Origin of the sequence: Kocuria sp. CPCC 205260, assembly GCF_040981045.1 — a bacterium.
GTDB classification, from domain to species: Bacteria; Actinomycetota; Actinomycetes; order Actinomycetales; family Micrococcaceae; genus Kocuria; species Kocuria palustris.
Genome location: NZ_JAVKPT010000002.1, coordinates 376,137 through 398,879, shown reverse-complemented (window position 1 = coordinate 398,879; position 22,743 = coordinate 376,137). Strand labels below are relative to the sequence as shown.

Sequence of the window (22,743 nt, the reverse complement as noted above, 5' to 3'; positions counted from 1 at the left end):
CTCGGGCCATGACCACTCCCCTGGACAGGATCGGCGGCCTCGTCGCGCCCGCTCGCCGCGCCCTGGAATCCGCGGGGCACACGAGCCTCGAGTCCCTGGACGGTGCGGATCACGACGACCTGCTGGCGCTGCACGGCGTGGGCGCCCGCGCTCTGGAGCGGCTGCAGGCCGCCCTCGAGGAGCGGGGGATGTCGCTGGGCGGGGACGTTCCCGAACCGCAGCCCCGCGACGCCGTGGTCACCGCAGGACACACCGGGGAGGGTGCTGCCGACCTCAAGACGCACCCCACCGACGTCAGCCCGGCGGAGTTCATCGACGGGCTGTCTCCGCAGCGCCGCGTCGACGACGGCCGCGCCCTGCTCGAGCTCTTCGACCGAGTCACAGAGCAGCCGGCGTTCATGTGGGGACCGTCGATGATCGGCTACGGAGAGATGCACTACCGCTATGCGAGCGGACGCGAGGGCGACACCTTCCGGGTGGGCTTCAGCCCGCGGAAGTCGGCCGTGAGCCTGTACGGTCTGCAGGGCCATCCCCGCTCCGAGGAGCTGCTGGGACAGCTCGGCAAGCACCGCACCGCCGTGTCCTGCGTATACGTGAACAAGCTCGCCGATATCGATCCGGGCGTCCTGGAGCAGCTGGTGCGCCACGCCTGGACCTCCGCACCCAGGAGCTGCTGAATGCCGTCGTCGACCCCTGAGATCCCGGAACTCAAGCGCCACGACGAGACGCCGTTCGAGGACGCTGCGACGGTCCAGCCGGCGGCGGGGCCGTCGCCGGCTGCGCTGTCCCTGACGCTGCTGGTGCTGGCCGCGGCCGCCGTCTCCCTGAACCTGCGCCCCATCGCGACATCGATCGGTCCCGTGCTGGAGGAGATCCAGAGCGGCCTGGGCGTCTCCGCGGCCGTCGCCGGCATCCTCACGGCGCTGCCCGGGCTGGTCTTCGGACTCGCCGGGCTCACCGCGGTGGGCATCGCACGGCGATTCGGTCTCGTGGGGACCACCTGCGGCGGCCTGGTGCTGGTGGGCCTCGCAGGGCTGGTGCGCTCCGTGACCGATTCCGCCGTGGTCTTCCTGCTGCTGAGCGCCCTCGCGCTGACGGGGATGGGCCTGGGCAACGTGCTCGTTCCGGCCGTCATCAAGCGATACTCGGGACAGCGCACGGCGGCCGTCACCTCCGTATACACCGTCGGGCTCGGCCTCGGCGCGGCGCTTCCGATGTTCGCCACCGCTCCGCTGCTGTCCCTGGGCGGCGAGGGCACCGGGTGGCACTATGCGCTGGGCACCTGGGCGGTGGTGGCGCTGCTCGCGGCGGCGATCTGGGCCGTCATGCTGCTGCGGGTGCGCGGCCGCGACCACGGCGTCGGCGAGCGCGCCACGGGTCTGCCGATCCACCGCTCCCGCACCGCGGTGGCGCTGTGCGCGTTCTTCGGCCTGCAGTCCATGAACGCCTACGTCCAGTTCGGCTGGCTCGCGCAGATCTACCGCGACGCCGGCGTCTCAGCGGGCACGGCGGCCCTGCTGGTGGGCACCATGTCCCTGTTCGGCATCCCCGGCGGATTGCTGATGCCGCAGATCGCCGCCCGCTCGCAGCGGATCACCGCCTGGACCACCGCCCTGGGCCTGTGCATGCTCAGCGGCTGGCTCGGCCTCCTGCTGGCGCCCGCTGCCGGGATGATCGCCTGGGTGCTGCTGCTGGGCATCGGCCAGTTCACGTTCCCGCTGGCGCTGTCGCTGATCGTGACGCGCTCGGGCACCCCGGAGACCACGGCTCGTCTCTCGGGCTTCGCCCAGCCGGTGGGCTACCTGTTCGCGGCGGCCGGCCCGTTCGTGGTGGGACTGCTGCGCGAGGCCACCGGCGGCTGGGCCGCACCCCTGGCCATGCTGATGGCAAGCGCCGTTCTGCTCATGGGAGCCGGGGTCATGCTGGGCGGCGGCCGCACGGTCGATCAGGACCTCGCCGAATCGTCGTCCTGACCCGCTGACGCGCCGCCGATGCCGCACATCCGCGCCCGATCAGCGCTGATCAGCTGCGTAGGTGCGGCCTCGACCGGGGCGGGCGGTGCCTCAGCGGGCGCGCACCCTCAGCCACAGGGTCTCCAGCGGGCCGACCTCCAGGCCCTGGGAGAGATCGAGCGCCGTGTCCTGCTCGGCCAGCAGCGAGGTCGCCTCCGGCTCGAAGCCCGACAGCGTCAGGGCCTCGACCCGCACCGACTCCTCGGAGACGTTGGCCAGGCAGAGGATCACCGACGGGCGCCCCTCCGGATCCAGACCCGGGCGCTGATACGCGACCAGGTGCTCGCTGCCGGCGTCGAAGCCGATCAGATCCGCGCCGTCGAGCTCCGAGGTCGCCGCACGCACGGCCAGCATGTGCCGCAGCCCCGCATAGACCTGCCCGGGGACGCTCGAGCGGTCCAGCCGTTGCTCGAACGCCGCCTCCGGGAAGCGCGGGCGGTGGGCCCACCGGGCGTCGCCGGCCTGATCGGGGTCCTGCGCCCAGTCCTCGTCGTTGGTCTGCGCCAGTTCGTCGCCCAGGTAGATCAGCGGCAGCCCGCCGGTCGAGAACGCGATGCCGTGGGCCAGCAGCACGCGGCGCACGCCGAGCTCGGGCTCGGTCCTCGTGCCGGCCAGCGAGGCCGTGGTGCCGCAGACGCGGGCGTCGCCGGTGCGGGGGTTGTACTGGAACGCGACGCCGTCGGCGAAGGAGCCCTCGAAGCGGCCCGTGTAGAAGTCGTTGAGGAAACGACGGTGCCCGTAGCCGTCGATCCCGTGGCGAGCGGCGTCCTCGTCGGAGAAGGTCCAGCCGATGTCGTCGTGGCTGCGGACGTAGTTGACCCACGCGGTCCCGGCGGGCAGCTCGTGGCGCTCGGCCAGGGCGTCGTCGAGCAGCGTGGCCTTCCGCGTGGCCAGCGCCTCCCAGGTCAGCGCCATCTGCAGGGGGTTGTAGGAGATCTGGCACTCGTCGGGGTGGACGTACTGCACGACCTCGTCCGGGTGGACGATGGCCTCGGACTTGAAGATCGTGGCCGGGGCGGCGATGCGGCAGACGCGGTTGAGGATCTGCACGATCCAGTGCGCCTGCGGCAGCGACTCGCAGGTGGTGCCGAGCTGCTTCCACAGGAACGCGACCGCATCCAGGCGCAGCACCTCCGCCCCCTGGTTGGCCAGGAAGAGCATCTCCTGGGCCATGAGCGCCAGCACGCGCGGATTGGTCCAGTTCAGATCCCACTGGAAGTCGTGGAACGTGGTCCACACCCAGCGGGGGTCATCGGCGGCCACAGGCGTGAAGGAGCCGGGATGATCGTCCGGGAAGATCTCGCGCGTGGTCCGCTCGAAGGCATCCGGCATCTCGCGATCCGGGTAGATCCAGTACAGCTCCTCGAACTCCGGGTCCCCGGCCTTCGCCCGCTGCGCCCACTTGTGGTCGCTGGCGGTGTGGTTGAGCACGAAGTCGACCACCAGGCTGATGCCGGCCTCGCGAAGCTCCCCGGCGGTGTCCGCGAGCTCCGCCATGGTCCCCAGATCGGGACGCAGCTCGCGGTACGACGACACCGCATAGCCGCCGTCGCTGTTGCCCGCAGGCACCTTGAAGGGCGGCATGACGTGCAGGTACGTCAGACCGAGCTCGCGCAGGTACGGGATCCGCGAGCGCAGCCCCGCCAGATCGCCGGCCCAGCGGTCGATGTAGCAGACCCCGCCCACCTCCGTGGGACGCAGGTACCACTCGGGATCCTCGCCGCGGGTGTCGTCCACCGCGCGCAGCTGCGCGGGGCGCTGCGCCCACGCGCTGGCCAGCTGCGCTCCCATCTCCACCACGACGACGGCGGCCTTCTCACCCGATCCGTAGGTGCGCCGGAAGAGCTCGAGCAGCGCCGGGAAGTGCTCATCGAAGCGCTCGAGGAACCCGGCGGCCTGCCACGGGGCGACCTTCCGCTCGGCCACGAGCTCGCGCAGCTGCGCGACGGCCCGATTGCGGGCGGCCTCGACGGCCTCGGTCGTGCTCGAGAGATCGCTCAGCTCAGGACGGTCGGACACGACGGATGCGCGGGAATCAGAGGCCATGGCTCCATGCTTCCCTGCCGCGGCCCCGGAGCAAAGCGGTGACCCGCTCAGTCGCTTCCGCCGCCGCCGTCGCCCCCGCCGGAATCGCCGCCGGAGTCGCCGCCGCCGAACCAGCCCGAGCCGCTGTCATGGTGCCTGTCGTCGGAGCCCCAGCCCTGGGAGTCCGCGTACGTGGCCCCGCCCAGGGCCGCGCCATCGGCGCCTGAGCCGGGACGTCGGCGCGAGCGGTCGCTGGAGGCGCGCACGATCACCACCACGATGATGAGCACCAGAGCGACGATGACGAGAAGCGCGATGCCCAGGACGACGAGGGGCCCGATCGAGATCATGGCAGGAGCATAGATCCCAGAGGGCTCGGTCGTTCCCGCCGGAATCTCCGCCGATGGAGTCGGCGCCGAGAGTCTCCCCGCCGACGGCCACGGGTCGTCTAACAGCGACGCAGATCACGCGATCCCCGTGCGAGCGTGGGAGAATCAGTCTCATGAAGTCAACGTTGCCGCTGCCCGCCAGACTCGCCTCCCGCGCCCCGCAGGAGCCGCAGGATCCCCTGCTGCGGGATCTCGGCGCTTGGCCGGGCCAGCTCGTGGACTCGCAGCTCGAGCGCCGAGCGGCCGCGCACGACGCCTCCCACTACCTCCTGCAGCCCCGCGCCCTGGTCCGCCCCCACTCGGCCGACGAGCTCGGGTCCCTGCTGCGGATCCTGGAGCGTCACGACACCGGCCTGACCCTGCGCTCGGGCGGGACGTCGCTGTCCGGGCAGGCCGTCACGGACCAGGTCCTCGTGGACGTGCGGCGGCACTTCCGCGGCGTCGAGGTCCTGGACGACGGGGCGCGGGTGCGGGTGCGCCCGGGCAGCACGGTGCGGGAGGCCAACGCGGTGCTGGCCCCGTACGGGCGCAAGCTCGGCCCCGACCCCGCCAGCGAGTCCGCCTGCACCCTGGGCGGGGTCATCGCGGACAACTCCTCTGGTATGCACTGCGGCACGGAGCAGAACACCTACCGCACGCTCGAGTCCATGGTGATGGTGCTGCCCTCGGGCACGGTCCTGGACACCGCGGACCACGACGCCGACCGGCAGCTGCGCGAGGCCGAGCCCGAGCTGCACGAGGGTCTGCTGCGCCTGCGCCGCCGTGTCACGGGTGATGCCGCCTCCACAGCGACCATCGAGCGGCTCTTCGCCATGAAGAACACCATGGGCTACGGCCTCAACGCGTTCCTGGACGAGACCGAGCCGGTGCGGATCCTGCAGCGGCTGATGATCGGCTCGGAGGGCACGCTGGGCTTCGTGGCCGAGGCTGTGCTTCGCACCGTCGAGATCGCCCCTGAGGTCGCCACCGGCCTGCTCGTGTTCCCCACGCTGCTGGAGGCCACCTCGGCGGTGCCCGGGCTCGTGGAGATCGGCTCGGCGACCGTGGAGCTCATGGACGCGACCTCGCTGCGGGTCGCCCAGGCCTCCGGCACCGCACCGCGCCAGATCATGGACATCGACGTGGCCGATCACGCCGCGCTGCTGGTCGAGTACAACGGGTCGAGCCCGGAGGACCTCGCCGAGCGCAGCGGTGCAGCGCGGGAGCACTTCGTCGGCCTGGACCTGTCGGCCGACCCCGGGCTCACCAGCGATGCCGCAGCCCGCGCCGGGCTGTGGACCGTGCGCAAGGGCCTGTACGCCGCCGTCGCCGGGAACCGGCCCTCCGGGGCGAACGCGCTGCTGGAGGACGTCGTGGTCCCGGTGGAGCGCCTGGGCGAGACCTGCAACGAGCTCAACCGCCTGTTCGACGCCCACGACTACGAGCAGTCGGTGATCTTCGGCCATGCCAAGGACGGCAACGTCCACTTCATGCTCAACGAGCAGTTCGCAGACACGAACGGGCTGGCGCGCTACGAGCGCTTCACCGACGAGATGGTCGAGCTCATCCTGGACGCCGGAGGCTCGCTGAAGGCCGAGCACGGCACTGGGCGGATCATGGCGCCGTTCGTGCGCCGCCAGTACGGCGACGAGCTCTACGAGGTCATGCGCGAGCTCAAGGCCCTCGTAGACCCGCGCGGGGCGTTCAACCCGGGCGTGATCCTCAACGACGATCCCCGCTGCTACCTCCAGGACCTCAAGATCGCTCCCACGGTCGAGGAGGAGGTCGATCGCTGCGTCGAGTGCGGCTACTGCGAGCCGGTGTGCCCGTCGCAGGATCTGACGCTCACGCCGCGCCAGCGCATCGTGGGGCGTCGCGAGATCCGCGACGCCGAGCAGCGCGGGGACTGGGAGCAGGCCGAGGCCCTGTTGCGGGAGTACGCCTACCTGGGGGAGCAGACATGTGCCGTGGACGGCATGTGCTCGACGGCCTGCCCCGTGGACATCGACACCGGCGATCTGGTCCGACGGCTGCGGGCGGAGAGCGCCTCCCGCATCGAGGACCTCGGCTGGGACACGGCGGCGCGTCGATGGGACGTGGGCGTGCGGGCGGCCTCGGGCGCGCTGAGCGCGGCCGACGCCGTTCCCGCCGCTCTGCCCCGCGCGGCCACCGCGGCGGCGCGAGCCGTGCTCGGCTCGGATCGCGTGCCGCTGTACTCGCAGCATCTGCCCGCAGGAGGAGGACCCCGACCCGAGCCGCAGTCGCCTCCGGAGGCGCAGGCCGTCCTCTTCGCCGCCTGCGTGTCCTCGATGTTCGGCGGCTCCGAGGCCGGCGAGCCGTCGGCGGCCCAGGCGCTGCTGCGGCTGTGCGAGAGGGCAGGGGTGCCGATCGCCGTGCCCGAGGGACTGGCCTCGACCTGCTGCGGGACGCCGTGGAAGTCCAAGGGCATGACCTCGGGCTTCGAGCGGATGACGCGGACCACGCTGCCGATGCTCTGGGAGGCCACGGACCACGGTCGCCTGCCGGTGGTCTGCGATGCGTCGTCGTGCACCGAGGGCCTCGAGGCCATGCAGGCGGCGGCCAGGCCGGACTCCCCCTGGGCCGGTCTGCGCTTCGTGGACTCGGTCGAGTTCGCGGCCCAGGAGCTGCTGCCTCGGCTCCGGGTCGGACAGCGCCTCGAGTCGATGGCGCTGCACCCCACGTGCTCCTCCACCCAGCTCGGGCTCAACGAATCCCTGCGAAAGATCGCCGAGGCCATGGCCGAGGAGGTCGTCGTGCCCCTCGAGTGGCGCTGCTGCGCCTACGCCGGGGACCGGGGGATGCTGCACCCCGAGCTGACCGCCTCGGCCACGCGCCGGGAGGCCGCCGAGGTGGGCGAGCACGGCTTCGACGCCTACGCCTCCCTGAACCGCACCTGCGAGCTCGGGATGACGGAGGCCACCGGTAAGCCGTACCGCCACGTCCTGCAGCACCTCGAGGCCGCCACCCGCTGACGGTGACAGAGACGGAAGGCGCCCGGTCCTCCCGGACCGGGCGCCTTCACGGCAGTGCGCCGATCAGTCCAGGGTCTGGCGCCCCGCGGGGCTCGCCGGCTTGCGCGGGACGACGAACGAGAGCGCCAGCGCCACCAGGGCGATCCCGAAGCCCACCAGGAAGGCCACATGGACGCCGTGCGCCGTGGCCTCCAGCTCCGACTCCCCTCCCCGGACGGCGGCCAGGGTGCCCACGGACATCAGCGTGATGAACAGGGCGCCGCCGGCCGCGCCCGCCACCTGCTGCAGGGTGTTCAGCAGCGCCGAGCCGTGCGAGTAGAGCGGCTGCGGCAGGCTGCCCAGGGCGGAGGTCATCAGCGGCGTGATCAGCAGGGCCAGGCCGCAGGAGATGATCACGTGGGCCATCACGACGGTCCACAGCGGGGTCTCCAGCGCGAGCCGGCTCAGCGTGAACATGCCGAGGCTGAGCAGGATCGTCCCCGGGATGACCAGGACCCGCGCGCCGTGGCGGTCGTAGAGCCGTCCGACGAACGGGGAGAGCAGGCCCATGATCAGACCGCCCGGCAGCATGACCAGCCCAGTGGTCAGCGTGGAGTGGCCCTGCACCGACTGCAGGTAGATGGGCAGGAGGATGATCATCCCGAACAGGCCGCCGAAGGACACGATCATCAGCCCGAGCGAGATCGTGTAGACGCGGTAGGTGAACGGGCGCAGGTCCAGCAGGGCGCGGTCCTCGCGCTGCAGCGAGCGCTGGCGCAGCACGAACAGCACCAGCGCGATCACGCCGACGACGAAGGCCGGCACCGCCGGGATGGCCGCGTCCGAGGCTCCGATGCCGTTGAGCCCCATGACCAGCCCGCCGAAGCCCAGCACCGACAGCGGCACCGAGATCAGGTCCAGGCCCACTCGGCGCTGCTCCCCCATGGCGGGCATGAGCCACGCACCCAGAGCCAGGGCGGCCAGCGCGATCGGGAGCATGATCGCGAACAGCCACCGCCAGCTCAGCGAGTCCAGGATCAGCCCGGAGATCGTGGGCCCCACGGCCGGGGCCACCGAGATCACCACGGAGATCAGCCCCATCACGGAGCCGCGGCGCTCGACCGGAATCACGTTGAGCACGGTGGTCATCAGCAGCGGCAGCATCAGCGCGGTGCCGCAGGCCTGGATCACGCGCCCGACCATGAGCACGGGGAATCCGGGGGCCAGCATGGCCAGCAGGGTGCCCAGGGTGAACAGGACCATGGCCGCCATGAACACCCGGCGGTGGGCGAAGCGCTGGAGCACGAAACCGGTCGTGGGGATGACCACGGCCATCGTGAGCATGAAGCCTGTGGTCAGCCACTGCGCGGTGGGTGCCGGGATGTCCAGCTCGTCCATGAGATCGGGCAGCGCGACGGAGAGCACCGTCTCGTTGAGGATCACCACGAACGCGGCGGTGATGAGGATGACCAGCAGGGTGCGCACGCGCGCCGGCTCGAGGTCGGGCTGCGCGGGCCGGGGCTCTTCGACTGAGGGCGACACGGGTTCCTCCTGGACTTCTGGGCGGGGGTTCGGCGTCCCGGGCCGGGGCTGAGGCGCACAGGGATGCCGCAGCACGCTACATGCCCGGACATGCGGTGAGAGCACAGTGTGAGGGGCGTCCCACCCTCTGGGCGCCGAGCGGGGCGCTCAGAGGGAAGGGCCCCGACGACCGGAGTCGTCGGGGCCCTTCCCTCAATGCCGCTCAGGCGGACCGAGCGGGGCGCTCAGCTCGCTCAGCCGTTGCCGATGGCGCGCTGGGCGGCGTCGTTCTCGGACGTGGCGCCGCGAGTGGCCAGATCGCCCTCGTCGTTCTCCAGGTGCGCGCGCACGAACCACTGGAAGGCCTCGAGGCCGCCGGTCTGGCTGATCAGCATGTCCTCGGTGACCGGGTCGAGCTCGCCGACCTCGTCGATGGCCTTGCGGTGGGACTCGATGACTCCGCTGTAGACCAGATCGAGGGCGCCGAGGTGCTCCAGCGCACCGGCCCGGCCCACGGAGTAGTCGTCCCAGGTGCGGCCCTGCACCAGCGAGCTGGCGCGGCCGTCCGGGGAGTAGCCCAGCGCGGCGATGCGCTCGGCGATGTCGTCGACGGCCGCGCGGACCTCGTCGACCTGGGGATCCAGCATCTCGTGGACTCCGATGAAGTTGCGGCCCACAACGTTCCAGTGCGCGTGCTTGAGCACGAGCTGAAGGTCGTTGAGGGCCCACAGGCGGTCCTGCAGGATCGTCGCGATGCGGTTTCCCTGCTCGGGGGTCAGTCCGGGCAGGGTGTACTTGGCGTTGTTCGGGAATGCCTCAGCCATGGTTCTGCTCCTTCCGTCGCCATCAGCCTGCGCTCCGCGTCTGGCGGAGCCCGATCGATCTGATCAGTCGGCGGATGTCTCCATGCCTCCATGATGGCACCCTTCGGGTGCGTTATCCAGAGCTGTTCACGATAAGCGAGAAGCAGGACGAGCGGCGCCCCGGGTCCCCTCGCGGGGGCCCGGGGCGCCGCTCAGCCGAGGGCCCGGCTCACTCGGCTGCGTGCCTGCCCCGCGAGGACCGGGAGGATCCGGCCAGCGCCTGCTCCTCCTCGGCGGCGACGACCTCCCGGGCCAGCCGCTCGTCGCGCGAGGCCGGGGCCTCGGCCTGGGGCTTGCCCTGCTGCAGGGACTCGCCCTCCACATCCACGTTCGGCAGGATGCGATCGAGCCAGCGCGGGAACCACCAGGCCTTCTCCCCCAGCAGCGTCATCAGCGCCGGGATGATCGTCATGCGGACCAGGAAGGCGTCGAACAGCACGCCCGTGGCCAGACCGAATCCCATGGGCCGGATCATCGCCATGTGGGAGAAGATGAAGCCCGCGAAGACCGAGGTCATGATGATCGCCGCCGCGGTCACCACGGCCCGGCCGCCCACCATGCCGCGGACCACCGCGCTCCGCGCCGGATAGCCGTGGACATGGGCCTCTCGCATGCCGGTGACCAGGAACAGCTGGTAGTCCATCGCCAGGCCGAACAGGATGCCGACCATCAGCGTGGGCAGGAAGCTGAGCACCGGCCCGGGCTCGGTGACGTTGAACAGCCAGCTCAGCCAGCCCCACTGGTAAACCGCCACGACGACGCCGAAGGCCGCCAGCAGCGACAGCAGGAAGCCGAGCGACGCGATCACCGGCACCAGGATCGAGCGGAACACCAGGATCAGCAGGACCATCGAGATCGCCACGACGACCGCCAGGTAGACGGGCAGCGCATCGGAGAGGACCTGCGAGACATCGATGTTGGCCGCCGTCATGCCGGCCACGCCGATCGTCGGATCGCCGGCCGCCTCCACGTTCCCGGACAGGCCGCGGATGTCGTCCACGAGGGTCTCGGTCGCCTCATCGGACGGCCCGCTCTCGGGCACGACCTGCAGCAGCGCCATTCCGGAGTCCACATCGATCGGCGTGGGGACCACGGAGGCGACGTCGTCGAGCTCGGAGACCTCCTGGCCGACGGCCAGCTGCAGCTCCTGCGCCTCCTGCTCGGTGGCGTCCTCGGGCAGATCGGCCACGACCGTCATGGGGCCGTTCTTGCCGGCCCCGAACTCCTCGGCCACCGTCGTGTACGCCGCGTACTGCGTCGAGTCCTGCGGCTCGGTGGAGCCGTCGGGCAGGCCCAGGCGCATGGACCCCATGGGAATCGCCAGGATCGCCAGCGCAGCCACGGCCGCCAGCAGCACCGGCAGCGGGCGACGCACAGCCAGGGGCGTCTTGACGTGCTCGGCCTCATCCACCGTGACATCGCGCTGCGACTTGGGCAGCAGGCGCTTGCCCACCAGCCCGAGCAGGGCAGGAGTCAGGGTCAGCGTGATCAGCACGGCCACCAGCACGGCGAGCGCGGCCACGGCGCCCATGAGCGCCAAGAAGGGGATGCCCGTGACGGACAGGCCGATCAGCGCGATCATCACGGTCATGCCTGCGAAGGCCACGGCCGAGCCGGCAGTGCCCGTGGCCAGGCCGATGGCCTCCGTGACCTCCGTGCCGCGGCGCAGCTCGGTGCGGTAGCGGTTGAGCAGGAACAGGGAGTAGTCGATGCCCACGGCCAGGCCCAGCATCACGCCGAGCATCGGGGTCACCGAGGCCATCTGCACTTGTCCCGACAGCGACAGCGCCAGCATGGTGGAGAAGCCCACGCCCACGAACGCGGTCAGCACCGGCAGGGCCGCGCCGACCGCGGTGCGCAGCATGATCAGCAGGACCACGACCGCCACGACCACGCCCACGATCTCGCCGGCGCCCATCGCCGACATCTCCTGGGCGATCTCCTTGGAGTAGTCGACCTCCACGCCGTCGACTGGGTGATCCTCGACGGCAGCCATCAGATCGTCCTTGGTGGACTGCTCGATGGACATCTGGTCCTCGTCGAAGTTCACCGTGGCGACCGCGGTGGACCCCTCGGGCGACACGAAGCCGTAGTCGCCCATCATGTCCATGGTGTCCTGGCCGACCTGCAGCTGCTGCTCCTGCTGCGTGACCGACTCGGCTGTGGTGCCCTCGGGCAGCATGCCGGCCTGCACGGCAGCATCGAGACGGCCGCTGTCGCGCAGCTCGATCAGCTGGGGCAGCTGCTCGGCGCCCTGCTCGACCTGGTCGCGCTGATCGTCGAGATCCGCCTGGGCGTCGAACGGGTTCATGGCCGAGGCCATGCCGTCCACGTCCGCCGCGGCATCCAGAGCCTCGCCGATCTCGGTCTTCTGCTCATCCGTGAACTCCGAGCCGTCCTCGGTGCTGAAGACGACCGTTCCCATGCCCTGATTGGCCTTGGGCAGCTCGTCGGCCAGACGGTCGGCCAGCTGCTGGGTCTCGGTGCCCGGGATCTCGAAGGAGTTGGACAGGGTCCCGCTGAACGCCGCGAAGGCGCCCCCGGCGAGGCCCAGCAGGACGAGCCAGGTGATGATCGCCACCCAGGCGCGGGTGGCTGCGCCCCGGCCCAGGCGGTAGAGGAACTTGGCCACTGGCGTGGCTCCCTTCAGGAGACGGTTCCGAGCAGCGACGCCGCCCGGCGGTTGTTTCGGGGAATGCAGGAGTCTCGGTGCGCTCAGGGCTCGGGCCGGGCGAACCCGGTCTCGAGCCGCGTCAGCGACCGATCTAACAGGGTGGTCCAGGTGCGGCGGTTGCGCTCGGAGAGCGTCTGGTCCGTGGTCTCGGCCCACTGCTTGACGCTCGAGGACATCGCGGCGATGGCCATCTCCACGAGCAGGCGGATCTCCCAGAGCTCGGCCTCGCCCATGCGCTCACGGAGGGAGTCGACGCAGTAGCGCACCATGCCCTCCATGAGCCCGATCATCCAGATCTCCTCGCTGCGCAGCCTTTCGGCATTCGGACGCTGCCGCTCCTGGTCCATGGCCGAGAGCAGGACGATGGACGGATGCACGGGCGTGAGGATGTCGACCGAGCGCAGGGCGGCGGTGAAGGCGAGGCACGCCTCCGACAGCGTCGCGAACGGCTCGCCCCCCAAGGCCTTCTCGACCTCCTCGTAGAGCTGATCGACCTTGGATGCGAACGACGCGAAGATCGCCTCGTCCACCGAGGAGAAGTGGCTGAAGATCGTGCGCCGGGAGACGCCCGCCCGCTCGGCGAGGCTCTCGACGCTGAATCCGTCGATCCCGTGCTCCGCCGTGAGCTGCGCGGCGGCCCCGACGATCGCCCGGCGATTGCGCCACTTGGTGGCCTCGCGCTTGTCCGTCGGCGGAGTGCGGCATGACAGTTTCACGCAGTGGACCCTAGCGGGCACCTTGCACTGAGTGCAATGTTGCACGCTGTGCAATGAGTCACCCGGTGCGCCCCGTCCGCCACGGCCCCGCGCCGATGCTAGGTTCACCCGCATGAGCTCTCCCTCCTCCCGCGCGGACGCGCCGGACAGCGGCACCGCACCCATCGGATCCTCCAGCCTCGGCGCCGGGATGAAGGGCCGCCATCTTGTGATGATGAGCCTCGGCTCGGCGATCGGCGCCGGGCTGTTCGTGGGCTCGGGAGCAGGCATCCACACGGCAGGACCAGCCGTGCTGCTGTCCTACGTGATCGCCGGGATCGTCGTGATCATCATGATGCGCAGCCTGGGCGAGCTCTCGGCCGCGCACCCCTCCTCCGGGGCCTTCTCCGTCTACACGTCCCGAGCCCTCGGCCCGGCCGCCGGGTTCACGGTCGGATGGCTGTGGTGGCTGCAGCTATGCCTGGTGATCGCCGCCGAATCGACGGCAGCCGCGCAGCTGCTCAACGGCCTGTGGCCCGTCTTCCCCCAGTGGGTGCTGGCCCTCGTGTTCATGGTCGCCTTCACCGCGGTCAACATGCTCGGCGTGGGGAAGTTCGGCGAGTTCGAGTTCTGGTTCTCCATGATCAAGGTCGGCGCCGTGGTGGCCTTCCTCATCGTGGGCATCGTGTTCCTGCTCGGCGGCACGCCGACCGAGTCCCCGGGGCTGAGCAACCTGAGCGATCACGGCGGCTTCTTCCCCCTGGGCCTGGGCGGCGTGGCCGCGGGCCTGCTCGTGGTGGCCTTCGCCTTCGGCGGCATCGAGATCGTGGCGGTGGCGGCCGCCGAGACCGAGAACCCCGCGCAGAACATCCGCCGCGCGGTGCGCACCATCGTGTGGCGCATCCTGATCTTCTACATGGGCTCGGTCGCGCTCATGGTGATCGCTCTGCCCTGGGACTCGGACGAGCTGCTGGCCTCGCCGTTCGTGGCCACCCTGGACGCCGCCGGCCTGCCCGGGCTGGGCGCGGTGCTCGGAGTGATCATCGTGGTCGCCCTGCTGTCGTCGCTGAACGCGAACCTCTACGGGGCCTCCCGCATGGTCTACTCGCTGTCCGAGCGCGGCCTGGCGCCCGCGGCCCTGCACCGGATCGACGGCCGCCGCGTCCCCCTGCTGGCCGTGCTCGCCTCGGTCGCCCTGGGCTTCGTGGGCGTGCTGCTGAACTACCTGTGGGCCGAGGCCGTGCTGGGCATCCTGCTCAACATCGTGGGCTCCACGCTGATCGTCACGTGGGTGGCCACGATCGTCTCCCACCTGATCCTGCGCCGGCGCGCCGAGCGCGACGGGACCCCCATGCCCGTGAAGGGCCGCGGCTTCCCCTACGTCAACTACCTGGCGCTGGCCATCATCGCGGCCATCATCGTGCTGGGCATGGGTGTGCCGGATGTGCGCTTCCAGCTGCTGGCCACCGGCGCCCTGGTGGTCGTCCTGTGGGTCATCGGCGCCGCCCTCGCCCGCCGCCGCCCCGAGCTGGCCACCGCAGACCGGGTCTGAGGGCACCCGCAGCAGCGAGGCCCCGCCGGAAGCCCTCCACGGCTCCCGGCGGGGCCTCGTCAGCACTTCCGGTGCGCAGCGGTGCACCGAGCCGGCCCGGACATGTGAAAGGGGCGCTTCGCCCACCCATGGTGCGAAGCGCCCCTTCGGCTCGGCCGCGTGACCGGAGGAGCACGCGGCCGGCGGAGATCGGGTCAGCGGACCCGGACCGGATCAGATGCGGTCGTTGCGACCATCCTGATCAGTGCGGCCGTCGACGTCACGACCGTCGACGCCACGGGCATCGGCGTCGCGCTCGATGTCGACCTCCTCGCGGGCGACATCGGTCTGGACCTGCTCCTGATCCTGGACCACGTTCTTGTCCAGGCCCACGCGCTCCTTGGCCACGACATCCTTGTCGACCACGGGGCGCTCCTCGGAGAGGCTGACCTCGACGTCCTCGTCCGACAGGCGGCCGCCGTGCTCGCCATCGGCGATCGGCTCGCGGACGATCTCGACCTCCTCGCGCTCGACCGGGACAGTGACGGTCTCGGTGTCGTGCACGATGTGCTTGCGCAGGCGAGCACGGCCGGTCTGCACGCGCTCGGTGCCGACGTTGACCTCCTCCTCGTGGCGGACCACGGAGTTGGCGTCATCGCCGCGGGCGGTGCCTGCAGCAGCGACATCGTCGCGGTGACGGGCATCGCCGTCGCGCAGGTCGCCCTCACGGCGATCGCCGGCGAGGGGGCCGTCGGCCGCGTTGTCGCGGTGCCGGGCGTCGCCGTCGCGCAGGTCGTTGTCGCGGCGGTCGCCGTCGCGGCGGTCGCCGGTGTGCGCCGCGCCGGCCGCACCTGCGGCCGTGCCAGCGGTGCCCGCGGCAGCGGCGTCGCGGCCGTCGACCGCACCATCGCGGCCATCGCGCACCCGCTCGGTGCCGCCGGCCTGGAGGCCGTAGTAGCGGTAGAGCTCGTCCTCCTGGGACTCATCCACGTGGGAGTCCGCGTCCAGGTTCGGGGCGTCCTTGATGAAGGCCTTGGTGTAGGGCACGCGCAGGTCGTCGCCGTCCTGGGTGGCCTCATCGAGCGGGACGAAGGTCTCGTTGCCGCCGAACAGGCCGGTGTTGACCGTGACCCAGTTGGGCTGACCGGTGGCGTCGTCCAGGTAGACCTGACCGACCTTGCCGACCTTGTCCCCGTCCTGATCGATGACGGTGCTGCGCTGCAGGTCCTCGATGCTGATGTTGTTCGCCATGTCGTGCTCCTTAAGTCAAGTGTCGTGCACGTCCCCGCATCGATCTTGTGGACTGATGCGGGGCCCGGGTCGATGGATCGTCCCTTGTCGGACAGAGTCCCTTCGGTCCGGGGGCTGCTTGCCTGAGGAAACCATAAGCAGGTTTGGCATCCATCTGCATCAACTTTTCTGACGAATTCGCTCCGCACAGTCACCCAGTTCCCTGATGGTTCACTGAGAGCGGGGTCACATATCTGGACGCCCGCGCCTGACGCGAGTACAGGCTCTGGCTACTCTGGGGTCATGAGTCAGACGGAGGCCCCGCAGGGCAGCGCGCCGGAGAAGGCAGGTGCCATCGAGCGGGCAACGGGGACCTCGTGGCCGGAGTGGCGGCGGATCATGGCGAACGGCGGCGCCGCGGACGCAGATCACGCCGGCCTGGCCAGGATCGCGCTTGCCGCCATGGGCGAGCGCGTGGAGAACCCGGGCTGGTGGGCGCAGTCGGTGGCCGTGGCCTACGAGCAGGACACCGGCCGCCGCGTGAAGGGACAGGTCGCGGACGGAACCTTCCAGGTCTCCGCGACCCGCACGCTGCCCGGAACCATGGATGAGGTCTTCGAGGCCTGGCTGGCCCGAGCCCAGAAGCTTACCGAGATCGATGGCGCGGCGATCGTCGACGGCCCTCGGGAGACCGGCACGGCCAAGCGGCGCCACTGGCGGATCGGCCTTGCCGACGGCACGCGCGCCGTCGTGTCCGCGGAGGCCAAGGGCCAGGGCCGGGCGTTCCTGACAGCCACGCACACCAAGCTGCCCTCGATCGAGCAGCTCGAGCGCTGGCGGGCGGCCTGGAAGGACCAGCTCGCCGGCCTGTGAGTCCACGGCAGCCGGCCGTCGGGAAGGAGAGCACATGCACGAACCAGCATCCGAGAACCGCAGCAACCGCTCCCGTGCGTCGGGATCCCGCCCAGGGCCCGCGGCGATCGCCGCCGTCCTGGCGGTGGCCCTGGGCATCGCGACGATCCTCAGCCCCACCGCGAACCTGCTCCTGCTCATCGGCTGCGCGGCGGCCTTCGGCGCGGGCGTTGGACTGCTCCTGGACCCGCCCCTGCGCGGCTCGCTGCCCAAGGACAGGGCGGCCCTGCGGATCCTGCTGGGTGTCACGGCCGCCGGCGCGCTGCTGGTGGTCCTGCTGCCGGTCCTGAGTCGCACCGGCCTCTGGTGAGACCCCGCTCCGATGCCTCACAGAGCATCGGAGCGGGAAGGGATCAGTCCAGCCCGATCCAGTCGGCCAGCGCCCGGGTGTCCTTGGCACTGGCGTTGAAGCCCACGCGGCGGGCCTGCTCCACGATCGAGGCGTGCACGGCGCTGCGCATCACGTCCTTGCTCGGCTGATCATCGCCGGCCAGGTCGATGCCGGCATCGGTGCAGCCGCGGATCGCGTAGAGCAGGTCCTCGCGGGAGATCTGGTGATGCCCCAGCTGCTTGGCCCGTTGCTGGCACCACGTGGTGGCCTCCGAGAGGCTGAAGCTCTCCGCCGTGCGCGAGTACTCCTCCAGCACCGTGAACACGGCGTTCCACTGCTTGCGCGACAGCCGCGGCGCCTTGGCCACCGTGCAGAAGCGCCCCACGGGCTCCGGGACGCGCACCTGGTGCTGCGCCTTGGACTCCACGGACGAGTTCACCGTCTGGTCATCGCGGCGCCCGCCCGAGGAGCCGGAGCCCGTCTTGGCCGGGGCCTTGTGACGGGTGTCGTCCCAGACGCAGCGGTCGTCGAAGCGGGCGTGCGGCAGCCCGACCCGCTCCAGCGCCTTCTTGAAGGACCCGGCTCCGAACCACTTGCTGGCCTTGAGGCCGTCGCCGAGCTCCTCCAGCGCCAGCCGGGACAGATGCGTGTAGGTCAGCGGCGCGGTCGAGCGGCGGTAGGCCCGCGTCACGAAGGACCGGAAGTCCTCCCAGTCCGCGTCCTGCGACCGATCCTCGCCGGAATCCCTCGCCCCGCGCTCCGGGAGCAGGCGGGGCTCGTCGTCGTCCTCGTCGTCGTAGTCGTCCTCGAGGTCTTCGTCCTCGTCGAGCACTGCGGGGTCGTCGTCATCCCAGTCCTCGGAGTCATCGTCCGCCGGGGACTCCGCGTCCGCCTCCTCCTCGGCCTGCTCGGCGCCCTCCGTGGCAGCGAGCAGATCGAAGATGTCCTGCTCGTCGAGGTACTCGTCCGCCAGGGCCTCATAGGCGATCGCGGTCGAGCCGGTGGCGATCACGCAGGTGCGCAGATCGGCGGCGCGCAGGACCTGCAGCAGGGGCGTGAAGTCCGAGTCCGACGACGCCAGGACGAACTCCTCGAACAGGGCCCCCTGGTTCAGCGCGGCCATGACATCCACGACGATGCGGATGTCCGCGCCGTTCTTCGCCTGCTTGGTCAGCGCGGGGCAGTCCACGACCTCGATGCCGGCCTGGGTGAAGTACGGGCGGAAGGCATCGAAGCGGATGCGCTGCCCGGGCTCGGTGGGATGCGGGACGCTGCCGCCCGGGTTCAGGTAGCAGCGCAGCTGCAGCCAGCGCCGCGAGGGGGCGCCGTTCGGATGCGTCAGCCCCTCGATCCACACCTGCGGGCGCTCGGCGATGCGCACGGCGGCTTGCGGGTCGGAGCGCAGGAGCCCGCCGAAGAAGTTGTCGAAGTCGATGTACAGGGCAGAGCGGCGCTGGTCCACAGGTGCCTCCGGGGGGTTGGTCATCACTCAAGCACCCTACGCGTCAGGGGCGACGACGCAGGCCCTCATGACGGGCTCCCGGGCGGAAGGCGCAGCGACAGCGAGCGCGGCTCAGCCCAGCTTCCGCTTGACGTAGCTCTCGCGCACCATCTCCACGACCTCGACGGAGACGCTGCCTGCCGGCCCTTCCGGAACTGCCCCGGCGACCGCCTCGAGGATCGCCTCCGCGGTGCGCGTCCTCAGCTCCTGGCTGCGCCCGGGCAGGACCCGCAGCTGCACTGCCACGTAGCCCGTGCCGTCATGCGGGTGATCCACGGCGAAGTCCTCGAGCACGCGCGCCCGGGCCTTGGCGGAGGACATGTCGTACTGGCCGATCTCCTGCAGGGCACCCAGCCCGGCTCGGATCAGCTCCTGGGCGTCATAGCCCGGTGCGGCGGCGATGTCTGCGGTGGTCTCGATGATCAGATGCGGCATGAGGTGAGCCTGCCACCGGGGCCCGGCGCCGCACCAGAGCTGCCGCGCCGGTGCGGCGCCCAGCAGGTGCTCAGCCGCGGCGGATCCAGGCGGTGGAGCGTCCGCTCAGGCGGCCGTCCTCCAGCGGGGCGCTGACCAGCAGGACCTCGCCCTGGGACAGGTCCACCGGCTCGGAGCCGAAGTTCGTCACGGACTCCCAGCCGCCGGGGCGCACGAGATGCAGGACCTCGTCCGCGTCCAGGCCGCCCCACTGGAGCACCTCATCGCCCTGCAGCTGCCGGCGCAGGCTCAGCGCCTGCCGGTACAGCGACAGGAAGGACTCCGGCTGCTGCGCCTCCTGGGCGGCCGCATAGCGGGCGAACCACTCCGGCTGCGGCAGATGGGGCGGCCCGCCGAAGCCGTTGTGCGGCTGATCCGCATCCCACGGCAGCGGGACGCGGCAGCCGTCGCGGCCCTGGTCCACCCCGGGATTGCGGAAGAACGACGGGTCCTGGCGCTCGTGGTCCGCGATCTCCACGACCTCCTGCAGGCCGAGCTCCTCGCCCTGATAGAGGTAGGCGGAGCCGGGCAGCGCGAGCAGGAGCATGACGGCCGCGCGCGCCCGACGCTCGCCGAGCTCCCGGTCGAGCAGCGGCATGCCGTCCTCGAGCAGCAGCCACTGCTGGGAGGCGACCTTGAGGTTCTCGCCGCCGGCGGAGTTGCGCGGGAACTCCCCCAGGGCCTGATGCAACCCGCCGAGGTCCAGCCCGTAGCGGGTGGCGTGGCGGACGACGTCGTGGTTGGACAGCACCCAGGTGCTCGAGGCTCCCGAGCGAGCTGCCTCCGCGAGGTTCTTCCGGATGGCGCGGCGGAACTCGGAGGCGTCGAACGGGACCTCCAGCAGATCGAAGCTGAAGGCCTGGCCGAGCCCCTCCGAGCTGGCGTAGCGGGCCAGGCGGTCGGGATGGACCCAGGCCTCGGCCACGGCGGTGCGGGGAGGGTCGTACTCGTCGAAGACCTGGCGCCACTCGCGGTAGATCTCGTGGACCTCGTCGCGATCCCAGAAGGGATGTGCGCCCAGGGACTCGAACTCGTCCGGCAGCTCGGCGCTGGCCGGCAGCTGCTCGGGCAGGTCCTTGGCCAGCCCGTGGGCGACGTCGATCCGGAAGCCGTCCACCCCGCGGTCCGACCAGAAGCGCAGCGTGGTCAGGAACTCCTGGTGGACCTCCGGGTTGGACCAGTCGAAGTCCGGCTGCTCGCTGGCGAACAGGTGCAGGTACCACTGCCCCGGGGTGCCGTCCGGCTCGGTGACGCGCGTCCAGGCCGGGCCGCCGAAAATGGAGGTCCAGTCCGCCGGCGGCAGCTCGCCGTGCTCGCCTCGGCCCTCCCGGAAGATGTAGCGGGCGCGCTCGGGGCTGCCCGGCCCGGCGGCCAGCGCCTTCTGGAACCACACGTGCTGATCCGAGCTGTGGTTGGGCACGATGTCGACCACGACCTTGATCTGCCGCTCGTGCAGGGCCGCGACGAGCTCGTCGAAGTCCTCGAGGGTGCCCAGACGGGGGTCGACGTCGCGGTAGTCGGCGACGTCGTAGCCGCCGTCGGCCAGCTCCGAGGGATAGAACGGGCTCAGCCACACGGCATCCACTCCCAGGTCCCGCAGGTAGTCCGCGCGACGGGTCACGCCGCGCAGGTCCCCCAGGCCGTCGCCGTCGGCGTCCTGGAAGCTGCGCGGATAGACCTGGTAGACGACCGCCTGCCTCCACCAGTCCGGCGAGCTCCAGAGGGGGTTCGGCTGCGGTGCCTCGGAGGCGGGGATGCTCACAGGATCTCTCCTTCATGCAGGGGATGAACGCGGATGCGCTGAGGTCGGACGACGACGGAGCCCGACAGACGGACCCGACGCGCAATCCCACCAGGCTATCGACGCTCCACGACAGCCCGGGAACGGCGACGCGCACGGGCAGAGGAACATGCCCGGGAAACCATGGTGTGGCCCCCATCACCAGACGGGCCTACTCTGGGCCTCGGACCGACAGTCCGACGCCTCGAGGGTCCTGTGCCGCCATCAGCGCAGGTCACGGCGCTCTCGCGGGTGACGACAGGCACGATCTCATCGAAAGGCACCCCATGGCTCTCCAGTTCCCCGAGAAGAAGCATCTGCGTCTCGCGCCCCTGGGCCTCGTCCTGGCCGCCGGGCTCACGCTGTCCGCCTGCGGAGGTGGCGACGACGCCTCCTCCGACTCGTCCTCCTCCGACTCCAGCGCCTCGGAGTCCAGCTCGTCCGCCTCGGGCGGGGCGTCCGAGGGAGCGTCGGGTGGTGCCTCCGCTGGCGCTTCCGCCGGTGCTGAGGGCGGCGATGCCGCCGCCGGCGGGGCGGCAGGTGCTGAGGGCGGCGATGCCGCAGCCGGCGGTGAGGGTGCCGCTGGCGGCGATGCCGCAGCAGGTGCCGAGGGTGGCGACGCGGCTGCGGGTGCTGAGGGCGACGCCGCCGCCGGCGGTGCTGCTGGCGCCGAGGGCGGCGCAGGCGCTGAGGATGCCGCAGGCGCTGAGGGCGGTGCCGCCTCGGGAGCGGTCGATCCGTACAACGGCGGCGTGCCGGAGTCCGTCGGCGTCGACCCGGGCGCGGCTCCGTCGATCCAGCCCGGCCCGTACACGGTCACCCAGGGCGACACCCTGGGCTACATCTCGACGCTGTCGGGCATCACGGTCGACGACATCGCGGCGGCCAACGGCCTCTCGAACGTCGACCAGCTCGAGGTCGGCCAGACGATCACCATCCCCGAGGCCGGCTGATCCCCAGCCGACTCGATCGACGGGCCTCCCTCTGACCAGAGGGAGGCCCGTCGTGCTGCGGGGGCGCAGAACCCGCGGCATCTCCTGGTCATCGCGGGTTCGGCCTGCCTACGGTTCAGGACATGAGCACTCACAGCACCACCCCGACCCCTACCGACACCGTCGACTGGGCCTTCGTGACCGAGGGCCCCTGCGCCGAGTGCGGCTTCGCCCCGGGACTGCGCGAGCTCTCCGCCGCCGAGACCCTTCGCGCCTCCGCCGCCTCGTGGCAGGAGACGATCGAGCGCGACGACGTCCGCGAGCGCCCGTCGGCTGAGGTCTGGTCCCCGCTGGAGTACGCCGCGCACACCCGCGGTGTGGTGGGGCTGTTCCACGAGCGGATCTCACTGCTGCTCGAGAAGGACGACCCGCGGTTCGGCTCCTGGGACGGGGAGCAGGTCGCCGTGGACTCCGACTACGGAGCCCAGGACCCGGCGGTCGTCGCCGCCGAGTACGCGCAGGCCGCCGATGAGACGGCCGCCCTGCTGGACGGCCTGGACGAGCAGCAGCTCAGGCGCACGGGCTCACGGGCCGACGGCCGCGCCTTCACCGTGGCCGGGCTGATCGACTACCTCTTGCACGAGGTGCGCCATCACCTGCACGACGTCGGCATCCAGGCGCCTCGCGAGGGCGTCCGGGAGGCTGCGGCGGAGGCCGCTGAGCAGGCCCACGATCAGGACGCAGGAGCGTCGCAGTGACCGCGCCCCTGCGCGAGCTCGTGCGCGTCCTGCTGGACGCCGGTACGCTCGGGCGCGCAGGCGCCTCCGTGCCCGAGCAGCCGCCCGTGGGCGGCTTCCGCACGGCCCCGGTCACCCTGGACTGAGGACGTTCCGGCGCCCGCGCCGTCACCGGTGCCGCCGGT

At 71.2% G+C, this 22,743-nt stretch carries 19 protein-coding genes; 9 read left to right on the top strand and 10 right to left on the bottom strand.

Annotated features, from left to right (window positions below):
• The first annotated feature begins 8 nt into the window (after positions 1–8).
• Together RF645_RS06525 and RF645_RS06520 are read left to right on the top strand one after the other, a co-directional pair.
• The gene (locus RF645_RS06525; RefSeq protein ID WP_368818806.1) at positions 9–677 is read left to right on the top strand and encodes a DUF1801 domain-containing protein; all 669 of its coding nucleotides are present in this window, start codon (positions 9–11) and stop codon (positions 675–677) included.
• Positions 678–1,973, top strand: a complete 1,296-nt coding sequence (locus RF645_RS06520) for an MFS transporter (RefSeq protein WP_368818805.1) — start codon at positions 678–680, stop codon at positions 1,971–1,973. It begins immediately after the preceding gene.
• A 90-nt stretch (positions 1,974–2,063) separates the two neighbouring features.
• Here RF645_RS06520 and RF645_RS06515 read toward each other — a convergent pair whose 3' ends face one another.
• Both RF645_RS06515 and RF645_RS06510 read right to left on the bottom strand, forming a co-directional pair.
• Positions 2,064–4,058: an alpha-amylase family protein gene (locus RF645_RS06515; RefSeq protein ID WP_368818804.1), complete on the bottom strand. Its 1,995-nt coding sequence runs from the start codon at positions 4,056–4,058 to the stop codon at positions 2,064–2,066.
• A 47-nt stretch (positions 4,059–4,105) separates the two neighbouring features.
• A complete protein-coding gene (locus RF645_RS06510) occupies positions 4,106–4,387 on the bottom strand; it encodes a hypothetical protein (RefSeq protein WP_368818803.1) in 282 nt (93 codons plus the stop codon).
• Between the two features lie 152 nt (positions 4,388–4,539).
• Here RF645_RS06510 and RF645_RS06505 point away from each other — a divergent pair, with 152 nt between their 5' ends.
• Complete coding sequence (locus RF645_RS06505) at positions 4,540–7,398, top strand: FAD-binding and (Fe-S)-binding domain-containing protein (protein WP_368818802.1); 2,859 nt, start codon at positions 4,540–4,542, stop codon at positions 7,396–7,398.
• Positions 7,399–7,461: 63 nt separating this feature from the next.
• Here the strand turns inward: RF645_RS06505 and RF645_RS06500 are convergent, their stop codons facing one another.
• From RF645_RS06500 to RF645_RS06485, 4 genes are all read right to left on the bottom strand, one after another.
• Entirely contained in the window at positions 7,462–8,919 is a 1,458-nt protein-coding gene (locus RF645_RS06500) for an MDR family MFS transporter (RefSeq protein WP_024289430.1), read from the bottom strand.
• 233 nt (positions 8,920–9,152) lie between these two features.
• Complete coding sequence (locus RF645_RS06495) at positions 9,153–9,722, bottom strand: Dps family protein (RefSeq protein WP_368818801.1); 570 nt, start codon at positions 9,720–9,722, stop codon at positions 9,153–9,155.
• Positions 9,723–9,930: 208 nt separating this feature from the next.
• Complete coding sequence (locus tag RF645_RS06490; protein ID WP_368818800.1) at positions 9,931–12,393, bottom strand: MMPL family transporter; 2,463 nt, start codon at positions 12,391–12,393, stop codon at positions 9,931–9,933.
• Between the two features lie 83 nt (positions 12,394–12,476).
• A complete protein-coding gene (locus RF645_RS06485) occupies positions 12,477–13,151 on the bottom strand; it encodes a TetR/AcrR family transcriptional regulator (RefSeq protein ID WP_368818799.1) in 675 nt (224 codons plus the stop codon).
• Positions 13,152–13,263: 112 nt separating this feature from the next.
• Between RF645_RS06485 and RF645_RS06480 the strand changes: the two genes are divergently transcribed.
• A complete protein-coding gene (locus tag RF645_RS06480; protein WP_235044768.1) occupies positions 13,264–14,682 on the top strand; it encodes an amino acid permease in 1,419 nt (472 codons plus the stop codon).
• 213 nt (positions 14,683–14,895) lie between these two features.
• Here the strand turns inward: RF645_RS06480 and RF645_RS06475 are convergent, their stop codons facing one another.
• On the bottom strand, positions 14,896–15,912 hold the full coding sequence (locus tag RF645_RS06475) for a DUF2382 domain-containing protein (RefSeq protein WP_006215380.1): 1,017 nt from the start codon (positions 15,910–15,912) through the stop codon (positions 14,896–14,898).
• Positions 15,913–16,194: 282 nt separating this feature from the next.
• On the opposite strand from RF645_RS06475, the gene RF645_RS06470 reads away from it, so the two are divergent.
• Together RF645_RS06470 and RF645_RS06465 are read left to right on the top strand one after the other, a co-directional pair.
• Positions 16,195–16,764, top strand: coding sequence for a hypothetical protein (locus RF645_RS06470; RefSeq protein WP_285730263.1), 570 nt, complete (start codon positions 16,195–16,197; stop codon positions 16,762–16,764).
• Between the two features lie 34 nt (positions 16,765–16,798).
• The gene (locus RF645_RS06465) at positions 16,799–17,113 is read left to right on the top strand and encodes a hypothetical protein (RefSeq protein WP_006215378.1); all 315 of its coding nucleotides are present in this window, start codon (positions 16,799–16,801) and stop codon (positions 17,111–17,113) included.
• A gap of 43 nt (positions 17,114–17,156) precedes the next feature.
• Here RF645_RS06465 and RF645_RS06460 read toward each other — a convergent pair whose 3' ends face one another.
• From RF645_RS06460 to RF645_RS06450, 3 genes are all read right to left on the bottom strand, one after another.
• Complete coding sequence (locus RF645_RS06460) at positions 17,157–18,620, bottom strand: NYN domain-containing protein (protein WP_368818857.1); 1,464 nt, start codon at positions 18,618–18,620, stop codon at positions 17,157–17,159.
• A gap of 87 nt (positions 18,621–18,707) precedes the next feature.
• A complete protein-coding gene (locus RF645_RS06455; protein WP_006215376.1) occupies positions 18,708–19,070 on the bottom strand; it encodes a hypothetical protein in 363 nt (120 codons plus the stop codon).
• Positions 19,071–19,140: 70 nt separating this feature from the next.
• Positions 19,141–20,871 carry a glycoside hydrolase family 13 protein gene (locus RF645_RS06450; RefSeq protein WP_368818798.1) on the bottom strand — a complete coding sequence of 577 codons (1,731 nt, stop codon included), beginning with the start codon at positions 20,869–20,871 and terminating at the stop codon, positions 19,141–19,143.
• Between the two features lie 305 nt (positions 20,872–21,176).
• Between RF645_RS06450 and RF645_RS06445 the strand changes: the two genes are divergently transcribed.
• From RF645_RS06445 to RF645_RS06435, 3 genes are all read left to right on the top strand, one after another.
• Complete coding sequence (locus RF645_RS06445) at positions 21,177–21,842, top strand: LysM domain-containing protein (protein WP_368818797.1); 666 nt, start codon at positions 21,177–21,179, stop codon at positions 21,840–21,842.
• A gap of 122 nt (positions 21,843–21,964) precedes the next feature.
• A complete protein-coding gene (locus tag RF645_RS06440) occupies positions 21,965–22,579 on the top strand; it encodes a DinB family protein (protein ID WP_368818796.1) in 615 nt (204 codons plus the stop codon).
• Positions 22,576–22,704 carry a hypothetical protein gene (locus tag RF645_RS06435; RefSeq protein ID WP_368818795.1) on the top strand — a complete coding sequence of 43 codons (129 nt, stop codon included), beginning with the start codon at positions 22,576–22,578 and terminating at the stop codon, positions 22,702–22,704. Before RF645_RS06440 ends, RF645_RS06435 begins: the two co-directional genes overlap by 4 nt.
• Positions 22,705–22,743: the final 39 nt, after the last annotated feature.